General features: G+C 64.9%; 16 protein-coding genes. 5 read left to right on the top strand and 11 right to left on the bottom strand.

From position 1 onward, the window contains the following. The first annotated feature begins 74 nt into the window (after positions 1-74). Positions 75-1496, top strand: a complete 1422-nt coding sequence (locus BM002_RS12550) for a hypothetical protein (protein WP_139212366.1) — start codon at positions 75-77, stop codon at positions 1494-1496. 9 nt (positions 1497-1505) lie between these two features. Here BM002_RS12550 and BM002_RS12545 read toward each other — a convergent pair whose 3' ends face one another. From BM002_RS12545 to BM002_RS12530, 4 genes are all read right to left on the bottom strand, one after another. After that, positions 1506-3563, bottom strand: coding sequence for a sialate O-acetylesterase (locus BM002_RS12545; protein WP_092781490.1), 2058 nt, complete (start codon positions 3561-3563; stop codon positions 1506-1508). A gap of 4 nt (positions 3564-3567) precedes the next feature. After that, positions 3568-4080, bottom strand: a complete 513-nt coding sequence (locus BM002_RS12540) for a hypothetical protein (RefSeq protein ID WP_139212365.1) — start codon at positions 4078-4080, stop codon at positions 3568-3570. Then, a complete protein-coding gene (locus tag BM002_RS12535; protein WP_092781484.1) occupies positions 4077-4361 on the bottom strand; it encodes a hypothetical protein in 285 nt (94 codons plus the stop codon). The genes BM002_RS12540 and BM002_RS12535 overlap by 4 nt, the downstream gene beginning before the upstream one ends. Positions 4362-4570: 209 nt before the next feature. After that, positions 4571-5350 (bottom strand): alpha/beta fold hydrolase, encoded by a 780-nt coding sequence (locus tag BM002_RS12530; RefSeq protein WP_092781481.1) that lies wholly within the window; start codon positions 5348-5350, stop codon positions 4571-4573. A gap of 187 nt (positions 5351-5537) precedes the next feature. Here BM002_RS12530 and BM002_RS12525 point away from each other — a divergent pair, with 187 nt between their 5' ends. The 3 genes from BM002_RS12525 to BM002_RS12515 are packed head-to-tail and all read left to right on the top strand — an operon-like array spanning position 5538 to position 8594. After that, positions 5538-6371, top strand: a complete 834-nt coding sequence (locus tag BM002_RS12525; RefSeq protein ID WP_175484891.1) for a sulfotransferase — start codon at positions 5538-5540, stop codon at positions 6369-6371. A gap of 17 nt (positions 6372-6388) precedes the next feature. Beyond that, entirely contained in the window at positions 6389-7816 is a 1428-nt protein-coding gene (locus BM002_RS12520) for a mannose-1-phosphate guanylyltransferase/mannose-6-phosphate isomerase (RefSeq protein ID WP_092781478.1), read from the top strand. 43 nt (positions 7817-7859) lie between these two features. Next, positions 7860-8594 (top strand): metallophosphoesterase, encoded by a 735-nt coding sequence (locus tag BM002_RS12515; protein ID WP_245749237.1) that lies wholly within the window; start codon positions 7860-7862, stop codon positions 8592-8594. Here the strand turns inward: BM002_RS12515 and BM002_RS12510 are convergent. From BM002_RS12510 to BM002_RS12500, 3 genes are read right to left on the bottom strand one after another with little or no spacing between them, the layout of a single operon-like run. Continuing rightward, the gene (locus tag BM002_RS12510; protein WP_092781475.1) at positions 8548-9696 is read right to left on the bottom strand and encodes a glycosyltransferase; all 1149 of its coding nucleotides are present in this window, start codon (positions 9694-9696) and stop codon (positions 8548-8550) included. The genes BM002_RS12515 and BM002_RS12510 overlap by 47 nt on opposite strands. Continuing rightward, complete coding sequence (locus BM002_RS12505; protein ID WP_175484890.1) at positions 9689-10900, bottom strand: polysaccharide biosynthesis/export family protein; 1212 nt, start codon at positions 10898-10900, stop codon at positions 9689-9691. Before BM002_RS12505 ends, BM002_RS12510 begins: the two co-directional genes overlap by 8 nt. Before the next feature lie 10 nt (positions 10901-10910). After that, positions 10911-13076, bottom strand: coding sequence for a GumC family protein (locus tag BM002_RS12500; protein WP_092781468.1), 2166 nt, complete (start codon positions 13074-13076; stop codon positions 10911-10913). Positions 13077-13371: 295 nt separating this feature from the next. Between BM002_RS12500 and BM002_RS12495 the strand changes: the two genes are divergently transcribed. Further along, positions 13372-14355, top strand: a complete 984-nt coding sequence (locus tag BM002_RS12495) for a calcium-binding protein (protein WP_139212364.1) — start codon at positions 13372-13374, stop codon at positions 14353-14355. A 42-nt stretch (positions 14356-14397) separates the two neighbouring features. Here BM002_RS12495 and BM002_RS12490 read toward each other — a convergent pair whose 3' ends face one another. The 4 genes from BM002_RS12490 to cobU form a co-directional block, all read right to left on the bottom strand. Beyond that, a complete protein-coding gene (locus tag BM002_RS12490) occupies positions 14398-15831 on the bottom strand; it encodes an efflux transporter outer membrane subunit (protein ID WP_139212363.1) in 1434 nt (477 codons plus the stop codon). Positions 15832-15990: 159 nt separating this feature from the next. Then, complete coding sequence (locus tag BM002_RS12485) at positions 15991-16674, bottom strand: glutathione S-transferase (protein ID WP_175484888.1); 684 nt, start codon at positions 16672-16674, stop codon at positions 15991-15993. 57 nt (positions 16675-16731) lie between these two features. After that, the gene (locus tag BM002_RS12480; protein ID WP_245749236.1) at positions 16732-17277 is read right to left on the bottom strand and encodes a histidine phosphatase family protein; all 546 of its coding nucleotides are present in this window, start codon (positions 17275-17277) and stop codon (positions 16732-16734) included. Positions 17278-17288: 11 nt separating this feature from the next. Then, complete coding sequence (gene cobU, locus BM002_RS12475; RefSeq protein WP_092781456.1) at positions 17289-17804, bottom strand: bifunctional adenosylcobinamide kinase/adenosylcobinamide-phosphate guanylyltransferase; 516 nt, start codon at positions 17802-17804, stop codon at positions 17289-17291. Positions 17805-17855: the final 51 nt, after the last annotated feature.

Here is a 17855-nt window from a genome sequence, read left to right as displayed (position 1 = left end):
GTCATAGTGATCGTTTCGCTGGAGTGCGCCACCCGATGCAATTCGTACAGAGCTCAATTCCTGTGCTTCTGGCCATGGCCGTGCTTCTCGTGGCCTGGCGACGCTTCGGTCTTGCGATCTTCCTCGGATCGGCCCCGTTCGGGATGTTGGCCGCGTTCAACCTGCCCGCTGTCGGGGGGACCACGATCATCGCCATCGACCTGGCGGTGCTTGCGATGCTCGCGGTCATGCTGACCCTGCCCCGGGGGCTGCCCATGACCTTGGGTGTCGTTGCCCCGGGGGGGCCGGGTGTCCTGCTCATGGCCTTCCTGGGTCTCGCGGCCATCGCCACCATCTTCCTGCCACGCGTCTTCGCCGGCGATATCGAGGTGTTCAGCATCGGCCGCGTCGCCAATCAGATCGGCATCGTGTCGCGCCCGCTGCAACCGGGTGGGGGCAACCTGTCGCAATTGCTGAGAATGATCCTCTCGGTCTTCGCGTTCATCGCGCTGGCCGCCTATGCCCTGCGCCGTCCTGATCCGGGGCCGATCCTGCAAGCGGTCAAAGTGATGACGGCCGTCCATGTGGGACTTGGTTTGGCCGACATCCTGACCAATGCGGCCAATGTGGAATGGATGATGTCGATCTTCCGGACGGCGAATTATTCGCTGACGCTCGGGCAGCAGATGGCGGGCCTGAACCGGATGATCGGCGGTTTTCCCGAAGCCTCCGCCTATGGTTACATGTCGCTCGGTCTCTTCGGCTTCTGGATGAGCTACTGGACGCGGACCCGCAGCACCGGCACCGGCGCGGGGATCTGGCTGGCGGCCTCGACCTTCGTGTTGCTGCGCGGCACATCGTCCTCGGCCTATGTCGGCGCCGTGCTTTTCATGTCGGTCTTTGTGGCTGTCCGCCTCGCGAGGATGCACGGCGGGTCACTGCGCCCCCGAACAATCGTCATCGTGATGAGCGTCCTGGCCCTGCTGCCCCTGGGCGCGATGGTGGCATTCACGCTCTATCAACTCGTCCCCGCCGTCACCGAATTCGTCGACCGATCGCTCCTCGACAAGCTTTCGACGACTTCGGGCGTGGAGCGGATGAGCTGGAACGTTCAGGCCATGGGAAACTTTCTCGATACCAACCTGATGGGCGCGGGGCTCGGTTCGGTCCGTGCGTCGCAATGGCTGATCGCGACATTGGCCACGACGGGTTTGGCCGGAACGGCGGTTTTCGTGTGGTTTCTGACGCGCCTCTTTCGCCTGCCGCACGGGCATCTCCCCGAGGCGACGGCCGATCTGGTCGTGTCGCTGAAGTTCGGCTGCCTGGCCTTTCTCGCGCGGGCCCTCGTGACAAAGGCGACCCCCAATCTGGAGATCGCCTTCTTTGCCTTCGCCGGGTTGGCCGCAGGTCTCTGTCTGGCCCATGCCAAGCTGAGGGCATCTGTTCGCACCGTCGCTGAGGTCGCGTCGGGGATCCCTGCCTTTCGATCGGCGAGACCCCCGAGGACATCCGGCTGACCCTGGGGGTCAGACCGCAAAGGCGGCGTGGAGCGTCTGCATGGTCGTCGCCAGATCCTGCATCTCGGCAGGGCTAAGCGCGGCCCCCGCCGCAAAGGCACCAAGGAAACTGGCAGTGGCCGAGTGGATCCCCGAGGTCAGGTTCCCGATTCCGGGATTGCCCAAGGCAAGTGCCGTTCCCGTGGGTGCAACACTGGCCGTGGCGGACGACGCGATGACCGACCCGTCAGGACCGTGCAGGGACAGTGCCGTGGGCCCACTTCGGACGATGGCACGCAGGCCCGGAGCCGTCGACAGGCCCGAGGCATTCGTATTGGCCGCGCTGTTGAGCAGATACCGTGCGGCACCCCCGGTCGTGGCCCGCAGGTAGATGCCGTTGCCGCCGTTCAAATCACCGCGGGTATCCTGCGACAGGGCCGAATAGAAAACACCCACGGCGCAATCGTCCTGCGGCAATTGGGTCGAGGGGTCGACCTTGAGGTCCAGACCGGTGTTCGAACTTGCCTGGGGCGACCAACCTGCCGCTGCCGTCCATTGATAGGGCGGATCGTTAGGGGCCACACTCGTCAGGCTCGTGGCCTGGTCGATCAGATCCAGAGACGACGATACCGCATCCCCAAGGCGCCCATAGAGGCGGAGCATCTTGGGCCACCAGGTCGTCGCCGTGGCCGTCGCAAAGAATGCATCCAGCGCCGCGGCCTGTTGGCCGCTCAGGCTGATGCCGCCATTGGCTGCAGCCGTGTTGATGAACGCTTGGGTTTCGGGCCCGTATGACGGAACAGATGCAAATGTTGTCACCGACCAGTCGACGGCAAGCCCGCCCACGTCGAGGCTGACAATGTTGGTCTGGCCCTCGGTCGCCGATGCCGTCGTGCGGATCTGAAGGCGATGAAACTTGTCGATATGGCCCGCCGAACTGGTCCAGTCCTGAACCACGAAATCGGCGTCCAAGGCATTAAGCGCCCGCCACTGACCCCCTGAAATGGAGACAGGCGCGCGCCGTTCGAGGCCCGCGATGGTCACGGGCGCCGCGGCGATCACATCGCCCGGGGTCACATCGGTTGCGTTCGGGATGGCAAACGGCACCGGGGTGGTCCGGGTGATGGGTCCGAAGGTCGCGTCATAAGTCCCGGTCCAGGCCGCATGGGCACGCAGGCCCTTGCCTTCGGTCCAGGGCTCTCCAGGATGGATGCTGTCGAAGTTCGAAAGATCGAAATCCGTATCGACCACCGTGCCGTTGCCGTCGGCAACCACTCCTGCGATCGTCGCTTCGCGCACGGCGCTCGCGTTGATGAACCCCTGGGAATTGTCGGTGATGCTTGCGCCCTCATAGCCAAGGGGGCGGATGCGCTCGGCGACGAAAAAGGCCGTGGCCGAAACCCGCGCCCGGAACGCGGTCAGGAAGGCTGTCCAGTTCGCCGCATAGGCCGTCGAGAAATCGATGCGGTTCGCATCGGCCTCGCCCTGATTCCAGAGCATGACCTCATCGCCGAACGTGCCCGCAAGGGTCCGCGCGCGGGCAACCTTGGCCTCGAGAAAGGCAAAATTGTCGCCGCTGGTGCCGGGCGCCCACTGAATGGCCAGATTCTGACCGTTCTGGCTTTCCTTGACCACATAGACGGGCCGCATGTCCCCCGCCTGCCGCATCTGCCAGATGAACTCCGCTTCCGAACCCCAGGCCGTCCCGCTGTTGTCGGGGTCGGCATTGGCGGTGATGTCGTAGGGCTGAAAGTCGCCGGCCGCGATCTGCGCCGAGATATTCGCGCCGGGGCCTCGCACGAAGATGAACACATCCGCAAAGACCGGGCCGGTGGTGTACTTGGCGGCCGGAATTGCCCCCGAATTGCCCGCCGTGCGGCTGTTTGACTGGCCCGCGACCATCAGCAGAAGCGGGTCCTCGCTGGCCACCGCGTCTGTCACCTCCGCAGGGTCGGGCGCCCAGGACAGACGCCCCACTTGCCAGCTTCCGGCTGCGAGGCCGGTGATGGTCTGCGGCAGGGCAGTGTCTTCGTGGAGCGTCGCGTTCGACAGGTCGGTGTCGCCCGACGGACGAATGATGATCGGCATGGGTCTACCCCGTGATTTGAATGGAAAGTGTGCCGCCCGTCACAAGCGGCGGGACCAGGTCGGGGCGCGACATGATCGCAATTCCGCCGGCCTCTCCCGAGATGTCGAAGGTCGGGGCACCACCCGTCGGCGTGGCCGTCTGCGTCGCACTGGCCAGACCGGCGCCCGCCGCGTTTACGGCGCGCAGGCTGACCCCGACCGGGTCGCCATCCGTCAGGCCTTCGATCTCGACCGTACCGGGTGACGTCAGGCCAAGGTCAAGCCAGGGACCGTCATCGATGCGCCAAGCGTAGCCGGTGATCGGGCTCCCGCGACCATCGGCAGCCACAAGCAGCGTCAGCAGGAGCGTCCCCCCCGTGCCCGCATCCGTCAACGACCAGTCAGACGGAGAAAGACGACTCGGCGTGGACGGCCCTGCGGGCGGCAAAGCCCCGCCCGAGACATTCAGGATCTGCGTCCGCCCGGCAGGCAGCCGCAGTTTCCCGACGAGGAATGGCGTGCCGAGCGTGCGGGTCACGGAAGCGTCTCCGCGGTAACGGCGACGGCCTGTGTGGCGGTGCCTTGCACCCAGAGGATCCTGCCTGCGGGCACATTGATCCCCTCCGCGCCCGACCGGTAGCCGCTGGCTGCGGGCAAGCTGTAGCCGCGCAACGTCGCGTCGGGGCCGGACGCATCCGACAGCGCCCAATGCAGGACATTGCGCGAATCGAGGTTCTCAATGAAAACGCGGCCCGGTCCTGCGACCGGGTCCCAATCGCCGCTACAGGCATGGTTGAAGGTTTCGTCGTTTGTCGGCATCTGCGCCTCCTCTAGGGGTTGTGCGGAGACGACCGCACGAGGAGGGGCCATGCAGAGAGCGCGCAAGCGCCCCGCTGGCGGTCGAATTTCAGGACTCGGGGGATGTTTCGAGGTTGAAGCTAGGCATGAGCACTGCCCCGGCCAAGCGCAAAGACGCGGCACCGCACGGGGACGCTTCGTATTCAGACTTTGTTAAGAAACGCGCAGAATCAGGTCGCTTGAAACCTGACGCCACCTTCGGTCAACACAGCGCCCACATCCCGTCCTGAAAGACAGGCGTCGATCACCGGATAGAGCAGGCCGCGTGTCTTAAGATAGCCTGCCAGTTCATGGCCACCCTGTTCGATCCGGAAAAGATCCAATCCACCGACGTCTTTGGGAAAAGCCTCGAATTGGGCGCTGTCGAGCAGGTGATCTCCAAAAAAAACGTGATGTCGGCAATCAGCCGTGAAGGCACCGGACAGGTCTGGATGGACGAAGGCTCTGATCTTCTCGCGATATTCGACCCACCTTTTCTCCCATGGGACAAGGGCCGGATCGACGGACCACTGCGGGACGAAGGCGAGCGCATGGCGGGCGCCAAATCGCGTCGCCGCGAGGATCGCAAGGAACCCGCCCATGGAATTGCCAAGCGTGATGATCCGCCGCCCGTCGCCAAGGCGTGCTACGATCTTGTCCAATCGGCTCCAACCCAAGCTATTTCCCCAGGTGCGATTCTTGTCGATCACGAAAATCTTCTCTGCATCCCCGCCGGACCGGGTGAATTCCGGCGTCTGCAGGTCAATGCCTCCCATGGCACGACCTATGCCGGTGAAGGAAACGATACAGTCTTTACCAGTGCCGGGACGCCGCAAGACCGTCATATCCGCGTCGTCGTAGATGATCTCATTGTCGGGATCGTCCCGAAGCGGCGAATCCCCGGCTTTCATCTTGCGACCGGTCAGAAGCGACTGGATCCGCTTTCGGTTGATCAAATCGTTGATGGCCATTGAAGAATCCTCCTTGTGTCAGGGGAAGCATCAGCCAGCCGTCTCGAACGACCGCCTGTCGCTCGACTTTTCATCAAATATTCCTTTATTTTTCGTTAATGCGACGTCGCCATGGTCTCCGCCTTGCCGCCCCTCGTCCCTCGGCCCATGATCGTGCCGACCCGGACGCCGAAGGACGACACTATTCATGCGCGAGCGATTGAAGGGCCTTCTCGGGGGGGCCGCCCGGACCCTGAACCCCCAATGCCGATTTCCGCGCGCCCTCTTCGTTCTTGCCCATATGCGCTGCGGCTCGACGGCGCTCTCGAACATCCTGTGCTCGCGTCCCGACATCAGCGGCTATGGCGAGGCGCATGTGCGCTATGATCATCCGGATGCCCTGGGTCGCCTGGTGGTAAACCAGATCCGCCGCGGCGCCTGGACGCCGCAGGCCCACTACCTCTTCGACAAGATCCTGCACGACCGGCATGATTTGGATCCAGACCCGGGTTTCTATGATGCCCGCGCCATCTTTGTGGCCCGTGAACCGGCGGCCGCCATCCGATCCATCCGCAAACTCTATGCAGGATTGGGCCGGACCGACGAATACCGCAGCGATGTGGAAACCGCGCGCTACTATATCGACCGTCTCGCCACCCTGAGCGGCCATTGGGACCGCTTCGCACCGGGGGCGCGGGTCGGTCTGACACATGCCGCGCTCCTGGCTGATCCCGATGCCGCGTTGGCCCGTATCGGCACGGCTCTGGGGCTGACGCCACCGCTGGAAAACCGCTACCGAAGCCCCGCCGCGTCGCAACGCGGCGGCGGTGGCGACCCGACGGCCAGTGGCCAGTTTACGCGGATCGAACCTGCGACCCCGGACTCCCAAGCCGACCGGGCCATCCCCCTGGACATCCCGGACGCCCTGCGCACCGAAGCCGAAACCGCCTACGCGGCCTTCGAAAAGATGACCGGCGTTGACAAGGTTGCGTCCCCGGCGTCCACGGCGCAGTCTGGTCCCGTTCCTTCCCAGTACGATTAACGACGGTAGATCGATCCATGCCCCTGCTTTATCCCGTTCTCCTTGCCGGCGGATCCGGCACTCGCCTCTGGCCGCTGTCGCGCAAGAGCTATCCCAAGCAGTTTTCGCGCCTCACCGGCGACGAGACCCTGTTTCAAAGCTCCGTGCGCCGCTTCAAGGCCCCGGGATACGCGCCGCCGCTTGTGCTCACCAACGAGGATTTTCGCTTCATCGTGATCGAGCAGTTGGCCGCAAGCCACACCGATGCCTCCGGCATTCTGATCGAACCCGAGGGACGCAACACCGCGCCTGCAATCCTGGCCGCCGCGATCTGGCTGTTGGCGCGCGACCCCGATGCGGTCATGATCGTGGCCCCGTCGGATCACGTGATCCCCGACGATACTGAGTTCCGGGCCGCCATCGACGCAGCCCTGCCGCGTGCGCTGGCGGGCGATCTGCTGACCTTCGGCATCCGTCCCGACCGCCCCGAAACGGGTTACGGCTATCTCGAACTCGCCTCGCCCGATGCCTGCAATGCGTCTGAGCCGCAGCCCTTGACGCGTTTCGTGGAAAAGCCGGATCTGGCCGCCGCCGAGACCCTGCTCGCGGCGGGCAACGTGCTCTGGAACGCGGGCATCTTTCTCTTTACCGCGCGTGCAATCCTTGAGGCTTTCCGGGCACACGCCCCCGAGCTGATCCCCCCGGTCGAGGCGGCGGTGGCAGATGCGAAGGACGATCTGGGCTTCTCCCGGCTGGCCGCCGATCCCTGGTCGCAGGTCGACGACATCTCGGTCGACTATGCCATCATGGAGCGGGCGAAAAACCTGCGGGTCATGCCCTATTCCGGCGCCTGGAGCGACCTGGGAGGGTGGCAGGCCGTCTGGCAGGAAAGCGAGGCAGACGAGACGGGAACCGCGCTCTCGGGCGAGGCCTACGCGATCGATTGCCGCGACACGCTCCTGCGCTCGGAAACCCCGGGGCTGCGCCTTGTGGGGATCGGTCTTGATGACATCGTGGCCGTGGCCATGCACGACGCCGTGCTTGTGGCGCGCAAATCCCAGTCGCAACGCGTCCGCGAGGCCGTCGATCTGCTCAAGGCCGAGGGTGCCGCCCAGGCAACTACCTTCCCGCGTGATCACCGCCCCTGGGGCTGGTTCGAAAGCCTGATCGTCGGCCAGCGGTTTCAGGTCAAGCGCATCCACGTCAAACCGGGCGCTGCGCTCAGCCTGCAGTCCCACCACCATCGGTCCGAACACTGGATCGTGGTCGAGGGCACCGCCAAGGTCACCATCGACGACGAGGTCAAGCTCGTCACTGAAAACCAGTCCGTCTACCTCCCGCTCGGGGCCGTGCACCGCATGGAAAATCCCGGCAAGGTGCCCATGGTCCTGATCGAGGTCCAGACCGGGGTCTATCTGGGCGAGGACGACATCATTCGTTACGAGGACGTCTATTCCCGGACCTGACCCCCATATCCCGCGCTGGGGGCTCGGGCGGTTTCTTCACCGCTTGCGACCCACGTCGCGGGATGTTCCGCTGCGCCTGCCGCCGGATCAACCGACGGTCCAGGTCGTCGGCGACATCCACGGTCGGGCCGATCTGCTGGCCGTGCTCATGCGGCGGCTGGACCTGTCGCTGCCACTCGTCTTCGTGGGCGACTACGTCGACCGGGGCCCCGATACGCGCGGCGTGCTGAACCGTCTTCGCATCCTCGATGAACGGACGACCGTCACCTGCCTGATGGGCAATCACGAATACATGCTGCTGGCGTTCCTCGACGAGCCGCGCAAGATGGGCCCGACCTGGCTCGACTACGGCGGTCTCGACACGCTGCGCAGCTACGGGGTGGAGGGCATCGGGGCCGATGACCTGCCAACGCTGCGTGACCGGCTTCGCACTGCCATGGGGTCCGAGACGATCGCCTGGCTTCGAGGCCTTCCGCTCTGGGTGCAATTCGGCACGCTGATCGTCGTCCATGCCGGTGCTGATCCGGACGTGCCGATCCGCTCACAGCCCCACAGCACCCTGCTCTGGGGCCATCCGAAATTCCTGACCGCCCGGCGGACCGACGGGATCTGGGTCGCCCATGGACATACGATCGTGGAGCGCCCCGAAACCAGCGCCGGACGGATCGCTGTGGATACCGGCGCTTTTGACACCGGGCGGCTGACGGCGGCCCGGATCACCGAGGGCAACGTCAACTTCCTGTCGACCCGCCCGCCCGAGGCTGCGCCAGATCCGTGACGCCGATATCGGCCAGCGACGCGCGAATTCCATCCGCGAAGGCGGCCTCCGAGAACTTGCCGGCATGGGCGACCAGCGCCGCCGGGTCCAGCCGGTCCAGCCCGTCGGATTCGAACCGGCGGACCGCGTCGATCAAGGCCTCGGTGCTCTGCTCGCGGAACAGAAGCCCGGTCTCCCCGTCGATCACCGTATCGAGAATCCCCCCGCGACCATAGGCGATGACGGGGCGGCCGGACGCCATGATCTCGACCGGGACGATCCCGAAATCCTCCTCGCCCGGAAAGATCAGCGCCCGGCACCGCGCCATGTGATCCTTGAGCACATCGAACGGAACCTTGCCCAGAAACCGCGTCTTCGGCCCGGCCTTTACCTGAAGCGCCTTCACCGTAGCGTCAGGCCCGCCGATCACCACCAGCGGCAGGTCCAGCTTGGCAAAGGCCTCCACCGCCATGTCGGGCCGCTTGTAAGGAGCAAGTTCCCCTGCCCAGAGGTAGAAATCCCCAAGCTCACTTGCGGAAACGGGGGCGAAATCCTCCACGGCCACCGGCGGTGCCACGACCCGCGATTGACGCCGCCAGTATTTCTCGATCCGCGCCGCCACGTGATGCGAATTGGCGGCGAAACCATCGACCCGCGCTGCGCTCGTCACGTCCCATTGGCGCAACCGATGGGCCAGCGGCGGCATCAACGCGCGGGTCACTGCTCCGGCCCCGTTGCGATAGACGTGATACTGGTCCCAAAGGTAGCGCATGGGCGAATGGCAATAGCACAGATGCGGCGCGTCCGGGGGCGCGATGACCCCCTTCGCCGGTCCCGCCTCGCTTGAAATGACCAGATCGTAGCCGGTCAGGTCCAGCTCCTCCAGCGCGCGTGGCATGAGCGGCAGGTACTTCTGATACATCCGCCGTGCCATCGGCAGCCGCCCGATCCGCGTCTCGGTGATCCGGTGTCGCAGCAACGTCGGGCTCAGCTTCGACGGGTCGCTGACATGGGTGAAGATGTCGGCCCCCGGGAACATCCGGCACAGCGCCTCGACGACCTTTTCCCCGCCCCGCATCCCCACGAGCCAATAGTGGATGATCGCGACCCGCCGCTCAGTCATTGCCGGGCACGGCCACGTCCAGAGTCACGACCAGCGTATCGCCGGGCAGGAGTGCTGTCTCCAGGTCGATGCGGGGCTTATCGGCCCGTCCGGCTCGGGGGCTGACGATCCGGAATTCAGGCACGATCGCTTCGGCTGCCAGAAGACTGGCGACGTTGCCGCCTTGCAGGATCGCCTGCTGCTCCAGCGCGCGCGCATGGCGCAGCAGATATTCCTGATAGCGGGCGCGGGCCGCACGCAACCGTCCCAGGGTCTCGTCATCGCTGTTGCGCAGGAAGCGGGCGCGGGCGCGGCGCGCTTCCGACAGGTTGCTCTGGATGGCGAGTCCGAGCGACTCCAGCTCCAGCACGCGGGCGCGGGCGTCCGCATCGGCCTGCTGCACACGCGTGATGGCTGCTGCCGTCTGCAAGCCCCTGTCCTGCAGGGTTTCCGAGTTTTCGAGGTTGAGCGCTGCCTGGGCCACCAGCTCCCGTTGCACCGCCAGCCGGTCTTCCAGAAGGGCCGCCTGACGCTCCAGATTGCCGATCTCGGACTGCCAGAGGGTCTCTTGTTCGTTGCGGTTGGCCAGCGCCGTGGCCAGAACCTCCGATTCCAGTTCCAGAAGGTCGGGCAGGCGCGCCTGGTCGCGTCCCGGAACCCCGGCGCGCAGGTCTGGCGATAGGACGATGCTCGTGGCCTCGGCCCGCAGCGCCTCGAGCCCCGCGATCTCGGCGGCGGCCCCGGCCAGCTCCAGCCCCGTGATCTGAACCTGTTCAGCCACTTCCGCCGCGGCCCGCTCGATCTGCAGGGGGTCGATGCCGTCCGCGCGGCTGCCCCCCGACAGCCCCAGGGCCGTCGCCACCGACATGCCCGGGATGTAGTCGAACCGCCCCGGCCGCGACACATCCCCCATCACGACGACGGGGGCATAGGCACCGATGGACACCGTCGAGTTCAGACTGAGGACCAACCCCGCATCTTCGAGCGTCGCGTCGAGCCGCGCCTCTACTTCATCCAGCGTCAGGCCCACAACGTCCACCGACCCGAGGTCGGGCACCCGCAGCCGCCCGTCGAGATCGATCTGCACGTCTTCGGGCCCCTCGGCTTCCATGAGCGTGACCCTCAGCACATCGCCGGGGATGACGCGATATGTCTCGGCCCCGGCCACCAGGGGAACCGTTCCCAGAAAGACCACCACGGCGACAAGGCGGAGAGAGACAGTCATCATCGCAGCCCTATTTCTTGATGTAGGGCACGTAATCCCCATAGCTTTTGCCCCCGTCGCGCCGATCCACCATGGAGAAGGCGAGGCTGATCTGACGCGCGCCCATGTTCCGCAATCGCCAGAGCGTTTCGGTCACCGACCGCCGTTCCGTCGAGCGGGCCCGCACCAGCAGGACCGTCGCATCCACGTGGCGCACCACCGGAAGCGTATCGGCCACGGCCAAAATCGGGGCCGTGTCGATGATGATGGTGTCATAGCGCCCGATCAGATCGTTGAGCAGGGCATCCAGCTGATTGCGCCCGACCTGATCGAACAGATGCGGCACAGCCGTGCGTGTCGTCAGAAGGTCGAAGCCACGGCTTTCGGACCGGCAGATCGCCTGATCCAGCGGGCAGGTCCCATAGAAGACATCCGCCAGATCGCCGCCCTCCGGATCATAGGCCAGATCCTTGGCCAGGCTCGACTTGCGCATGTCGAAATCCAGAAGCAGGCACGACTTGCGCGACATGGTTTCCAGCCGCGCATAGGAGACGCAAAAGGTGGTCTTGCCTTCGTTTGGCTGTGACGATGCCACCAGGATCGTGCGCGGCGCGCCGTCTGCCGCCAAGGCCGTTCGCACCTGTCGGAGGCGTTCCACATAGGGCTGGTAGGGTTGCCCTTCGATGGACTCGAGCAGTTTGCGGACCGTTCGCCAGCGCCCCACGGGCAGAGCCGCGACCACCGGCAAACCCGTCGCTCGCTCCAGCTCCGAGACACGCGCAAACCCCGGCCCCAGGATCGACAGAAGCGTCGCCAGCACCAGCCCGATCGCAAGCCCCACGGTGCCGCCGAGCACTGTGAACAGCATCACGCGCGGGGCCGAAGGGGCACCGGGAATGGTGGCGCTTTCGATGACGACGGCGTCGGCGCGCTGCAACGACTCGATCGACTGGGTCTCGCTCGCCCGGATCAGCGCTGCTTCATAGCTTCCGCGCACGGCCTCTGCCTGTCGCTCAAGTTGGCGGAGCGCCAGGGACGCGCGCGACAAATCGGCGGCGCGGGCTTCCAGCCCCGCGAGACTGTCACTCAGGGATTGCTCGCGGATGGCGGCCACCGAAACCTCGTTCTCGAGACTGGCGATGATTTTCTGGACTTCGTCGGCCAGGGTCTGGGAAATCGCCTCGATGTCATTGCGGATGCGGGTGCGGTCTGGGTGTTCGGGACGCAGCCGTGTCGAAAGCGCCAGGTCCTCGCGCTCAAGCTCCGACTTCTGTTCGCGCAGCGACAGGACGAAGGGCGACGACAGCAATTCCGCCGCTGTCTCAAGACCCTCGGCCTCGACCACGGATTGGATCTGTCGGGCACGGGCCTCGGCCGTGGCCAGATCGGCGCGCGCCAGGGCAATTTGCGTACTCAGATCGATAAGCTGACGGTCCAGGCTTTCGGCAGAAGCCCCACCCGAGGCCAACTGGTCCCTGCGGAAATCCTCCACCGCGGTCTCGGCCAATTCGACTTCGGCACGCAGGGTGTCGGCGCGCGCGCTCAGGAAATCGTTGGCCCCCCGCACGGCCCGTGTCCGGGAGTCGACCTGTCGGGCAATGTAGACTTCGGTGATGCGGTTCGCCAGCAACATGGACAGTTCCGCATCCTCCGTCTCGACCGAGACGGAAATCACGTTCGACTGCCCTTCGCGCCAAACGGTCATCGCCCGGCGCAGCGCAATCGTGAGCCGCCGTATCCGCATTTCCTCCGGCGTCATCAGCGCAGGTCCGGTAGCGGCATCCGGCGTGCTGCTTGCAGGCAGCAGGTCTTGCAAGGTCCCCATGATCCGCGCCCGGAGCGACGGTTCGTCGAGCGCCGGGTCCAAGGGTGCAAGGCGATCCGCCTCGAAACTGCGAAGGACATCCATCAACAGCAGGTTCGACCGCAGCACCGTAACTTCGGAATCGAGCACCGGGTTGTTCAGGGTCAGATCAGACACGACCTCGACCGACTCGAGCACCTGAATCGAGCGACCGTCCAGCATGACGGATGCCCGAGCGGTGTAGCGGGGCGGGATCTGCGACACCACGAGCCAGAACAGCATCGCCATCCCGATCGACAAAGCCGCGATGAGCCACTTGCGTCGCCACAAGGCCGCGAAGATCGCAGAAAGCTCGATCCCCTCTTCGGCCAACTGCCCCTCGGGACCGGGCATGGTCTTATCTGGAGAAACCTGTGTCAGGGAACCCTCGGAATATCTGGCAACATCGTTCAAAAAACCACTTACCGCAAAGCTCCCTTGGGAGCGACTATCGACGCCTCGCCGCACGATGTCTAGGCCGCGCGGCGGCCTTGCTTCGGTTCATGCGGTCGGGAACCCCGTTCAAGATCAGCCTATTGTCCGGGCGACCAGCCCAAAAAGCGCCGCAATTCTTTGGCCCGTCGCGATCCAATCACCTGCATGGAGCGAAGAAAAAGTTTCGATTTGTTAAAATGTGTTAAAAAGTGGCATGAAGGAGCGCGCCGCCGCGGCGCCGCGAATCGGTTTTTGTTGCTGTTTGGGGGTAAGTATCATGTCATGGAATGGTTTTTGGGCGGGTTGGTTCTGGGGTGGATGGCGTCCACCGGCACCTGATCCGAGGCCCGAGCCCGAGCCCGGAACGCCCGTCGACGACAAAGACGCTTTTCTCGACGAAGTGGACCACTTCTATTCTTCCGTACGGCTTTGGAACTTCTATCATCAGAAGAACGCTCTTCTCGACCGCCTGGAAGAGATGTTCGAGCCGGGTGACGAGGCCATCAGGGATGCGTTCCTCGACAAGGTCAGCGACATCATCGGCGACAAGTGGAGCTTCCTGTGGAACAAGTGGACTATCTCGGTAAAGCTTGAAAAGGCGATCTGTGATGTCATCGAGCAGATGAATCCGCCCATCGGCTCCGATGATGACGACTGTCCCGAAGGACCGCCAGAAATCACCGTGCAGTTCAACGGGACCGTCGACGACGACATCCTGACCGTCGCGGACAATGCTTCGGGGACGGTTGCGGGCAACGACGGCGACGACTTGATCAACGGCGCAGGCTACGACGATTTCCTTCTGGGCAATCGCGGCGACGATCAACTCAATGGCAACTGCGGCAACGATACCCTGCACGGCGGTCTGGGCGATGACCTGATCGACGGTGGCAGCGGCGATGATGTGATCCTTGCGGGCTTCGGGTTTGACACGATCACCGGTGGGTCCGGAGCCGATACCTTCCGCCTTATCGACCGTCTGACCGCGGAAGACAGCTTCGACATCGTCCAGGACTTCAGCGCTGAAGAGAATGACCAGTTCGACCTGGCCGATATCGACGCGTCGCGTGTCACCGTCACGCAGAACGGCGACGACGCCGAGATCCGTGTCGACGGCGATGTTGAGTTCCTCGTGCTAGACTCGGATGTGGCGCTCATCGAGGCGGCCATCATCTATGATGACGTGCTGACCTCCTGATCGAAGCCCTGGTTCCGGGCGCGCCTGCCGTGCCCGGAGCGACTATTTCGCGGCGACGAAGACGTCCGGAGCAATCGGTGCGGCGACCGGATCTCCGGGTCTTGGGTCCGCACCCGGTGCGATGCGCACCCCATGCCCGCGTCCGGTCGCAACCGCCAATTGCGCCGCGGCCAGTGCCAGATCGCGCCGCGCCTGGATCAGATTGAGGTCGACCTGACGGATGTCCTGCTCCGCATCCAGAATCTCCAGAACCGTCGAAGCCCCGATTTCCAGCGTTTCCCGCGAGATGCGCAGCAATTCGTCGAACCTGTCCCGCGCCCGCCCGAACGCCGCAATCTCGGCCCGGGCCGTCTCCATCGACACCAGTGCCCGTTCTACATCGGACACGGCCCCCCGGATGGTCGCGCGCCAGGCCAGTTCGGCCTGATCGGCCTGGGCCATGGTTGCGTCGCGGCGCGCCAGAAGACGTCCGCGCCCAAGGATCGGCACCGAAAGACGTGGCCCGAGGATGAACTGCTCGCTCCCGTCCAGCAGGATCGAGCCATTGAGCGACAGCGCCGGATAGAGATCGGCCTCGGCCACGCCGATGGCGGCGAAGGCGGCCGACAGGCGGTATTCAGCGGCCAGCACATCGGGCCGGTTGCGCAAGAGATCGGCGGGCACCCCGACGTCCTGGCTCTGGCTCGGAACCGGTTGCCGCGTGCCCTCGGTGGCTTTCAATCGGGCCAGAATCGGCCCCACGGGCGCGTCCAGAAGCGTGGCGACGCGCAATGCGCTCAGGTGCAGACCGCTGCGCAGGGACGGGAGGTCGGCTTGCGTGCTTGCCAGATCCGCTTCGGCCCGGACGATATCCTGACGTGTCAGCTGTCCCCGCTCCAGAAGCTGCCGTGTCAACGCAAGGATCTGGGTCCGTGTCCGGATACGAAGGTCCGTCGACCGGATCGCCGCCTGGAAGAAGCGCGCATCGATCACTGCCCCGGCCAGGTCCGCCTGATACGCCAGTCGGGTCGACTCCGCCTCGAATGTCGCCGCATTGAGCGCCCGTGTCGCCTGTTGTCGCCGTCGCAGCGCCTGCCCGAAAAGGTCAAAGACGAAGTTGCCATTCAGCGTTGCGCGTTCTGCCCCGATGGTATTGCCCGATCCATCCAGAACCACGCGCGGCACTTCGATTGCCAACGTCCCAGAGGCCTGCGCATCCCGTCCGCCTTCGGCCCGCAGGAGCGCCGCTGATTCCGCGATCCGGGCCTGCGCCGTGCGAATGTCGAGGTTGCTCCGCAGTCCTTCGTGCATCAAGGCATCCAGTGCCGGATCGTCAAGAATGCGCCACCAATGCTCTTGCGCGGCGGCCTGCTGCGCCGGGGTGGGCGCAAAGGCATAGGACGAAGTGAGCGATGTGGGCTTGCGCTGAAAGTCAGGGCCGACAACAGAACAGGCCGCCAGCATGCTCACGCTGCATAGCAGGAGAAAAGGTTTCAAGGCGACTACCCAATGGTTTCTTGTTTTGAAACGACCCTACGCCAGAATCGGCTTTGTGTCGCAGATCGCCCGGTTCACGGGGGGCTGATTGTCGCGATGCGGCCACAATTGCGGCAAAGTCGTGGCAACCCCCGGGGTCGCCGGGGATGCCGGATGTCCCTAGCGCGTGCCAATCGGGAAGGGCGAGGTGGGCAGACCCATGTCGTAGTTGGACAGGGTGCGATCCCGCGCCTCGCCCGCGTCGCGCCATTCGATCAGGGGGGCGTGGTTCAGATGCGCCCTGACATAGGCCTCGGCCTCTGGCGACGCGGGCAGGCCATAGCCCGCGATGCGCACGGCGACGGGGGCAAAGAAGGCGTCGACGGCGCCATAGCGACCGAAGAGCCATGGACCGTCCCCGGCATGGGTCCGCGCCTTGGCCCAGATCGCTTCAAGCCGGGCCAGATCGGACAGGACGTCTTCGGAGGGCGCGAACCCCTCCCATTTGACGCGCAGGTTCATCGGACAGGCGCCGCGCAGGGCCGTAAACCCCGAATGCATGTCGGCCACCATGGACCGGGCCATCGCACGGGCGGGGGGCGCGTCTGGCCAGAAGCCCGCGTCCGGGTGACGTTCGGCCAGCCCTTCGGCGATGGCGATGCTGTCGGTCCAGATGGACCCGTCGTCTGCCTTGGCAATCGGCACGGTGCGCCCGCCCCAGGTCTTCGCCAACTGTGCGAACTCGGGCCGGTACATGTCGTTCACCTCGACCCGTACGGGGATGTCGAAGGCCGCGAAAAGGAGCCAGCCGCGCAGGCTCCAGGAGGAATAGGATCGGTCGCCGATCAGGATGTCGTATGTCATGGGCGCAGTCTGCCGAAGGGACGTGGCCAGGGGAAACGCCGATTTGTCATGCCGCCATCACGGATGGTGATTGGCGAAGATGGGGACGGCCCCCGATGCCGCAAGGTCGATGCGCGTGACGCTCAGGTTGTCGATCTTCTGGGCCAGCGCACGGTAGGGGCTCAGCCCGGTGGCGCGGGCCCATTGGGTCAGGATGACGCCCATATGTGTGACGACAATCAAATCGTCCTTCCCCCGCGCCAGCCCGTCTATCGCGGCACAGGTGCGCGCCGACACATCGTCCCAGGATTCGCCGCCCGGTGCCGGGATCGCGCCAGGCGCGTCAAAGAAGGCGCGGAGCGCGGGGCTGTCGATCCGCTCAAACGGCTGATCCTCCCAGTCTCCATAGTTGAACTCCCGCAGGTCGGAATCATGGGCGAGACGTGGGCGGCCGTGCGCGATGGCCGTGGCGGTATCGACGGCGCGGGCAAGATCGCTGCTGACGATGGGGGCCATTGGAAGCGAATTGTGCAAACTGCCCAAGGATTCAGCATCCGAAAGATCTGCGGGCAGGTCGGTCCAGCCGACCATCCGCGCCGCGTGGGTCGGGGCGTGACGGACCATCCAGACCCGCGTCACTTGAGCACCTGCGCCAGCCCTGCCGTCACCAGAATTACCCGGTCGGCAAGGGCGGCCAGCTCCTGATTGAGTTGCCCCTGCATCCGCTGGAACTGGCGCGCCATGGCGTTGTCCGGAGTCACCCCGCCGCCCACGTCATTTGTGACGACAACAAAGGTGGCGGGGCTGTCCGACATTGCGGAAAACCATTTCAGTGCAGCGGCTTGCCAATCGATGTCATCCATCATCAGGTTCGTCAGCCAGAGCGTCGCGCAGTCGATCAACACCACCTCACCGGCCTGACGGGCGGCGCAGACGGTGGCCAGATCCAGCGGCTCCTCGATCAGGGCCCAGCCGGTCCCGCGCCGCGCCGCATGTGCCGCCACCTTCGTCCCCATTTCCGCGTCCCAGATGCGGGCCGTCGCGACATAGATTGCCGCACCATCCAGGCGGTCGACCTCGTCCTCCGCCCAACGTGATTTCCCCGATGCTGCGTGGCCGAGTACAACAGTGATGTGAGAGGAATCTGACATGGGTTGGAACTTTTTCTGATCCGGGCGCGTAAATGAGACGTAACGTGAAGT

It is taken from the genome of Jannaschia pohangensis, from assembly GCF_900113875.1.
GTDB lineage: Bacteria > Pseudomonadota > Alphaproteobacteria > Rhodobacterales > Rhodobacteraceae > Jannaschia > Jannaschia pohangensis.
The sequence above is the reverse complement of the archived record's forward strand: the minus strand, read 5'-3'. Positions and strand labels throughout refer to the sequence as shown.

Bases quoted from the DNA above. Each gene is read 5' to 3' on its own strand.
- BM002_RS12550 (WP_139212366.1), top strand. From the start codon at position 75: ATGGCCGTGCTTCTCGTGGCCTGGCGACGCTTCGGTCTTGCGATCTTC.
- BM002_RS12545 (WP_092781490.1), bottom strand. From the start codon at position 3,563: ATGCCGATCATCATTCGTCCGTCGGGCGACACCGACCTGTCGAACGCG.
- BM002_RS12535 (WP_092781484.1), bottom strand. From the start codon at position 4,361: ATGCCGACAAACGACGAAACCTTCAACCATGCCTGTAGCGGCGATTGG.
- BM002_RS12530 (WP_092781481.1), bottom strand. From the start codon at position 5,350: ATGGCCATCAACGATTTGATCAACCGAAAGCGGATCCAGTCGCTTCTG.
- BM002_RS12525 (WP_175484891.1), top strand. From the start codon at position 5,538: ATGCGCGAGCGATTGAAGGGCCTTCTCGGGGGGGCCGCCCGGACCCTG.
- BM002_RS12520 (WP_092781478.1), top strand. From the start codon at position 6,389: ATGCCCCTGCTTTATCCCGTTCTCCTTGCCGGCGGATCCGGCACTCGC.
- BM002_RS12510 (WP_092781475.1), bottom strand. From the start codon at position 9,696: ATGACTGAGCGGCGGGTCGCGATCATCCACTATTGGCTCGTGGGGATG.
- BM002_RS12505 (WP_175484890.1), bottom strand. From the start codon at position 10,900: ATGACTGTCTCTCTCCGCCTTGTCGCCGTGGTGGTCTTTCTGGGAACG.
- BM002_RS12500 (WP_092781468.1), bottom strand. From the start codon at position 13,076: ATGCCCGGTCCCGAGGGGCAGTTGGCCGAAGAGGGGATCGAGCTTTCT.
- BM002_RS12495 (WP_139212364.1), top strand. From the start codon at position 13,372: ATGAAGGAGCGCGCCGCCGCGGCGCCGCGAATCGGTTTTTGTTGCTGT.
- BM002_RS12485 (WP_175484888.1), bottom strand. From the start codon at position 16,674: ATGACATACGACATCCTGATCGGCGACCGATCCTATTCCTCCTGGAGC.
- BM002_RS12480 (WP_245749236.1), bottom strand. From the start codon at position 17,277: ATGGTCCGTCACGCCCCGACCCACGCGGCGCGGATGGTCGGCTGGACC.
- cobU (WP_092781456.1), bottom strand. From the start codon at position 17,804: ATGTCAGATTCCTCTCACATCACTGTTGTACTCGGCCACGCAGCATCG.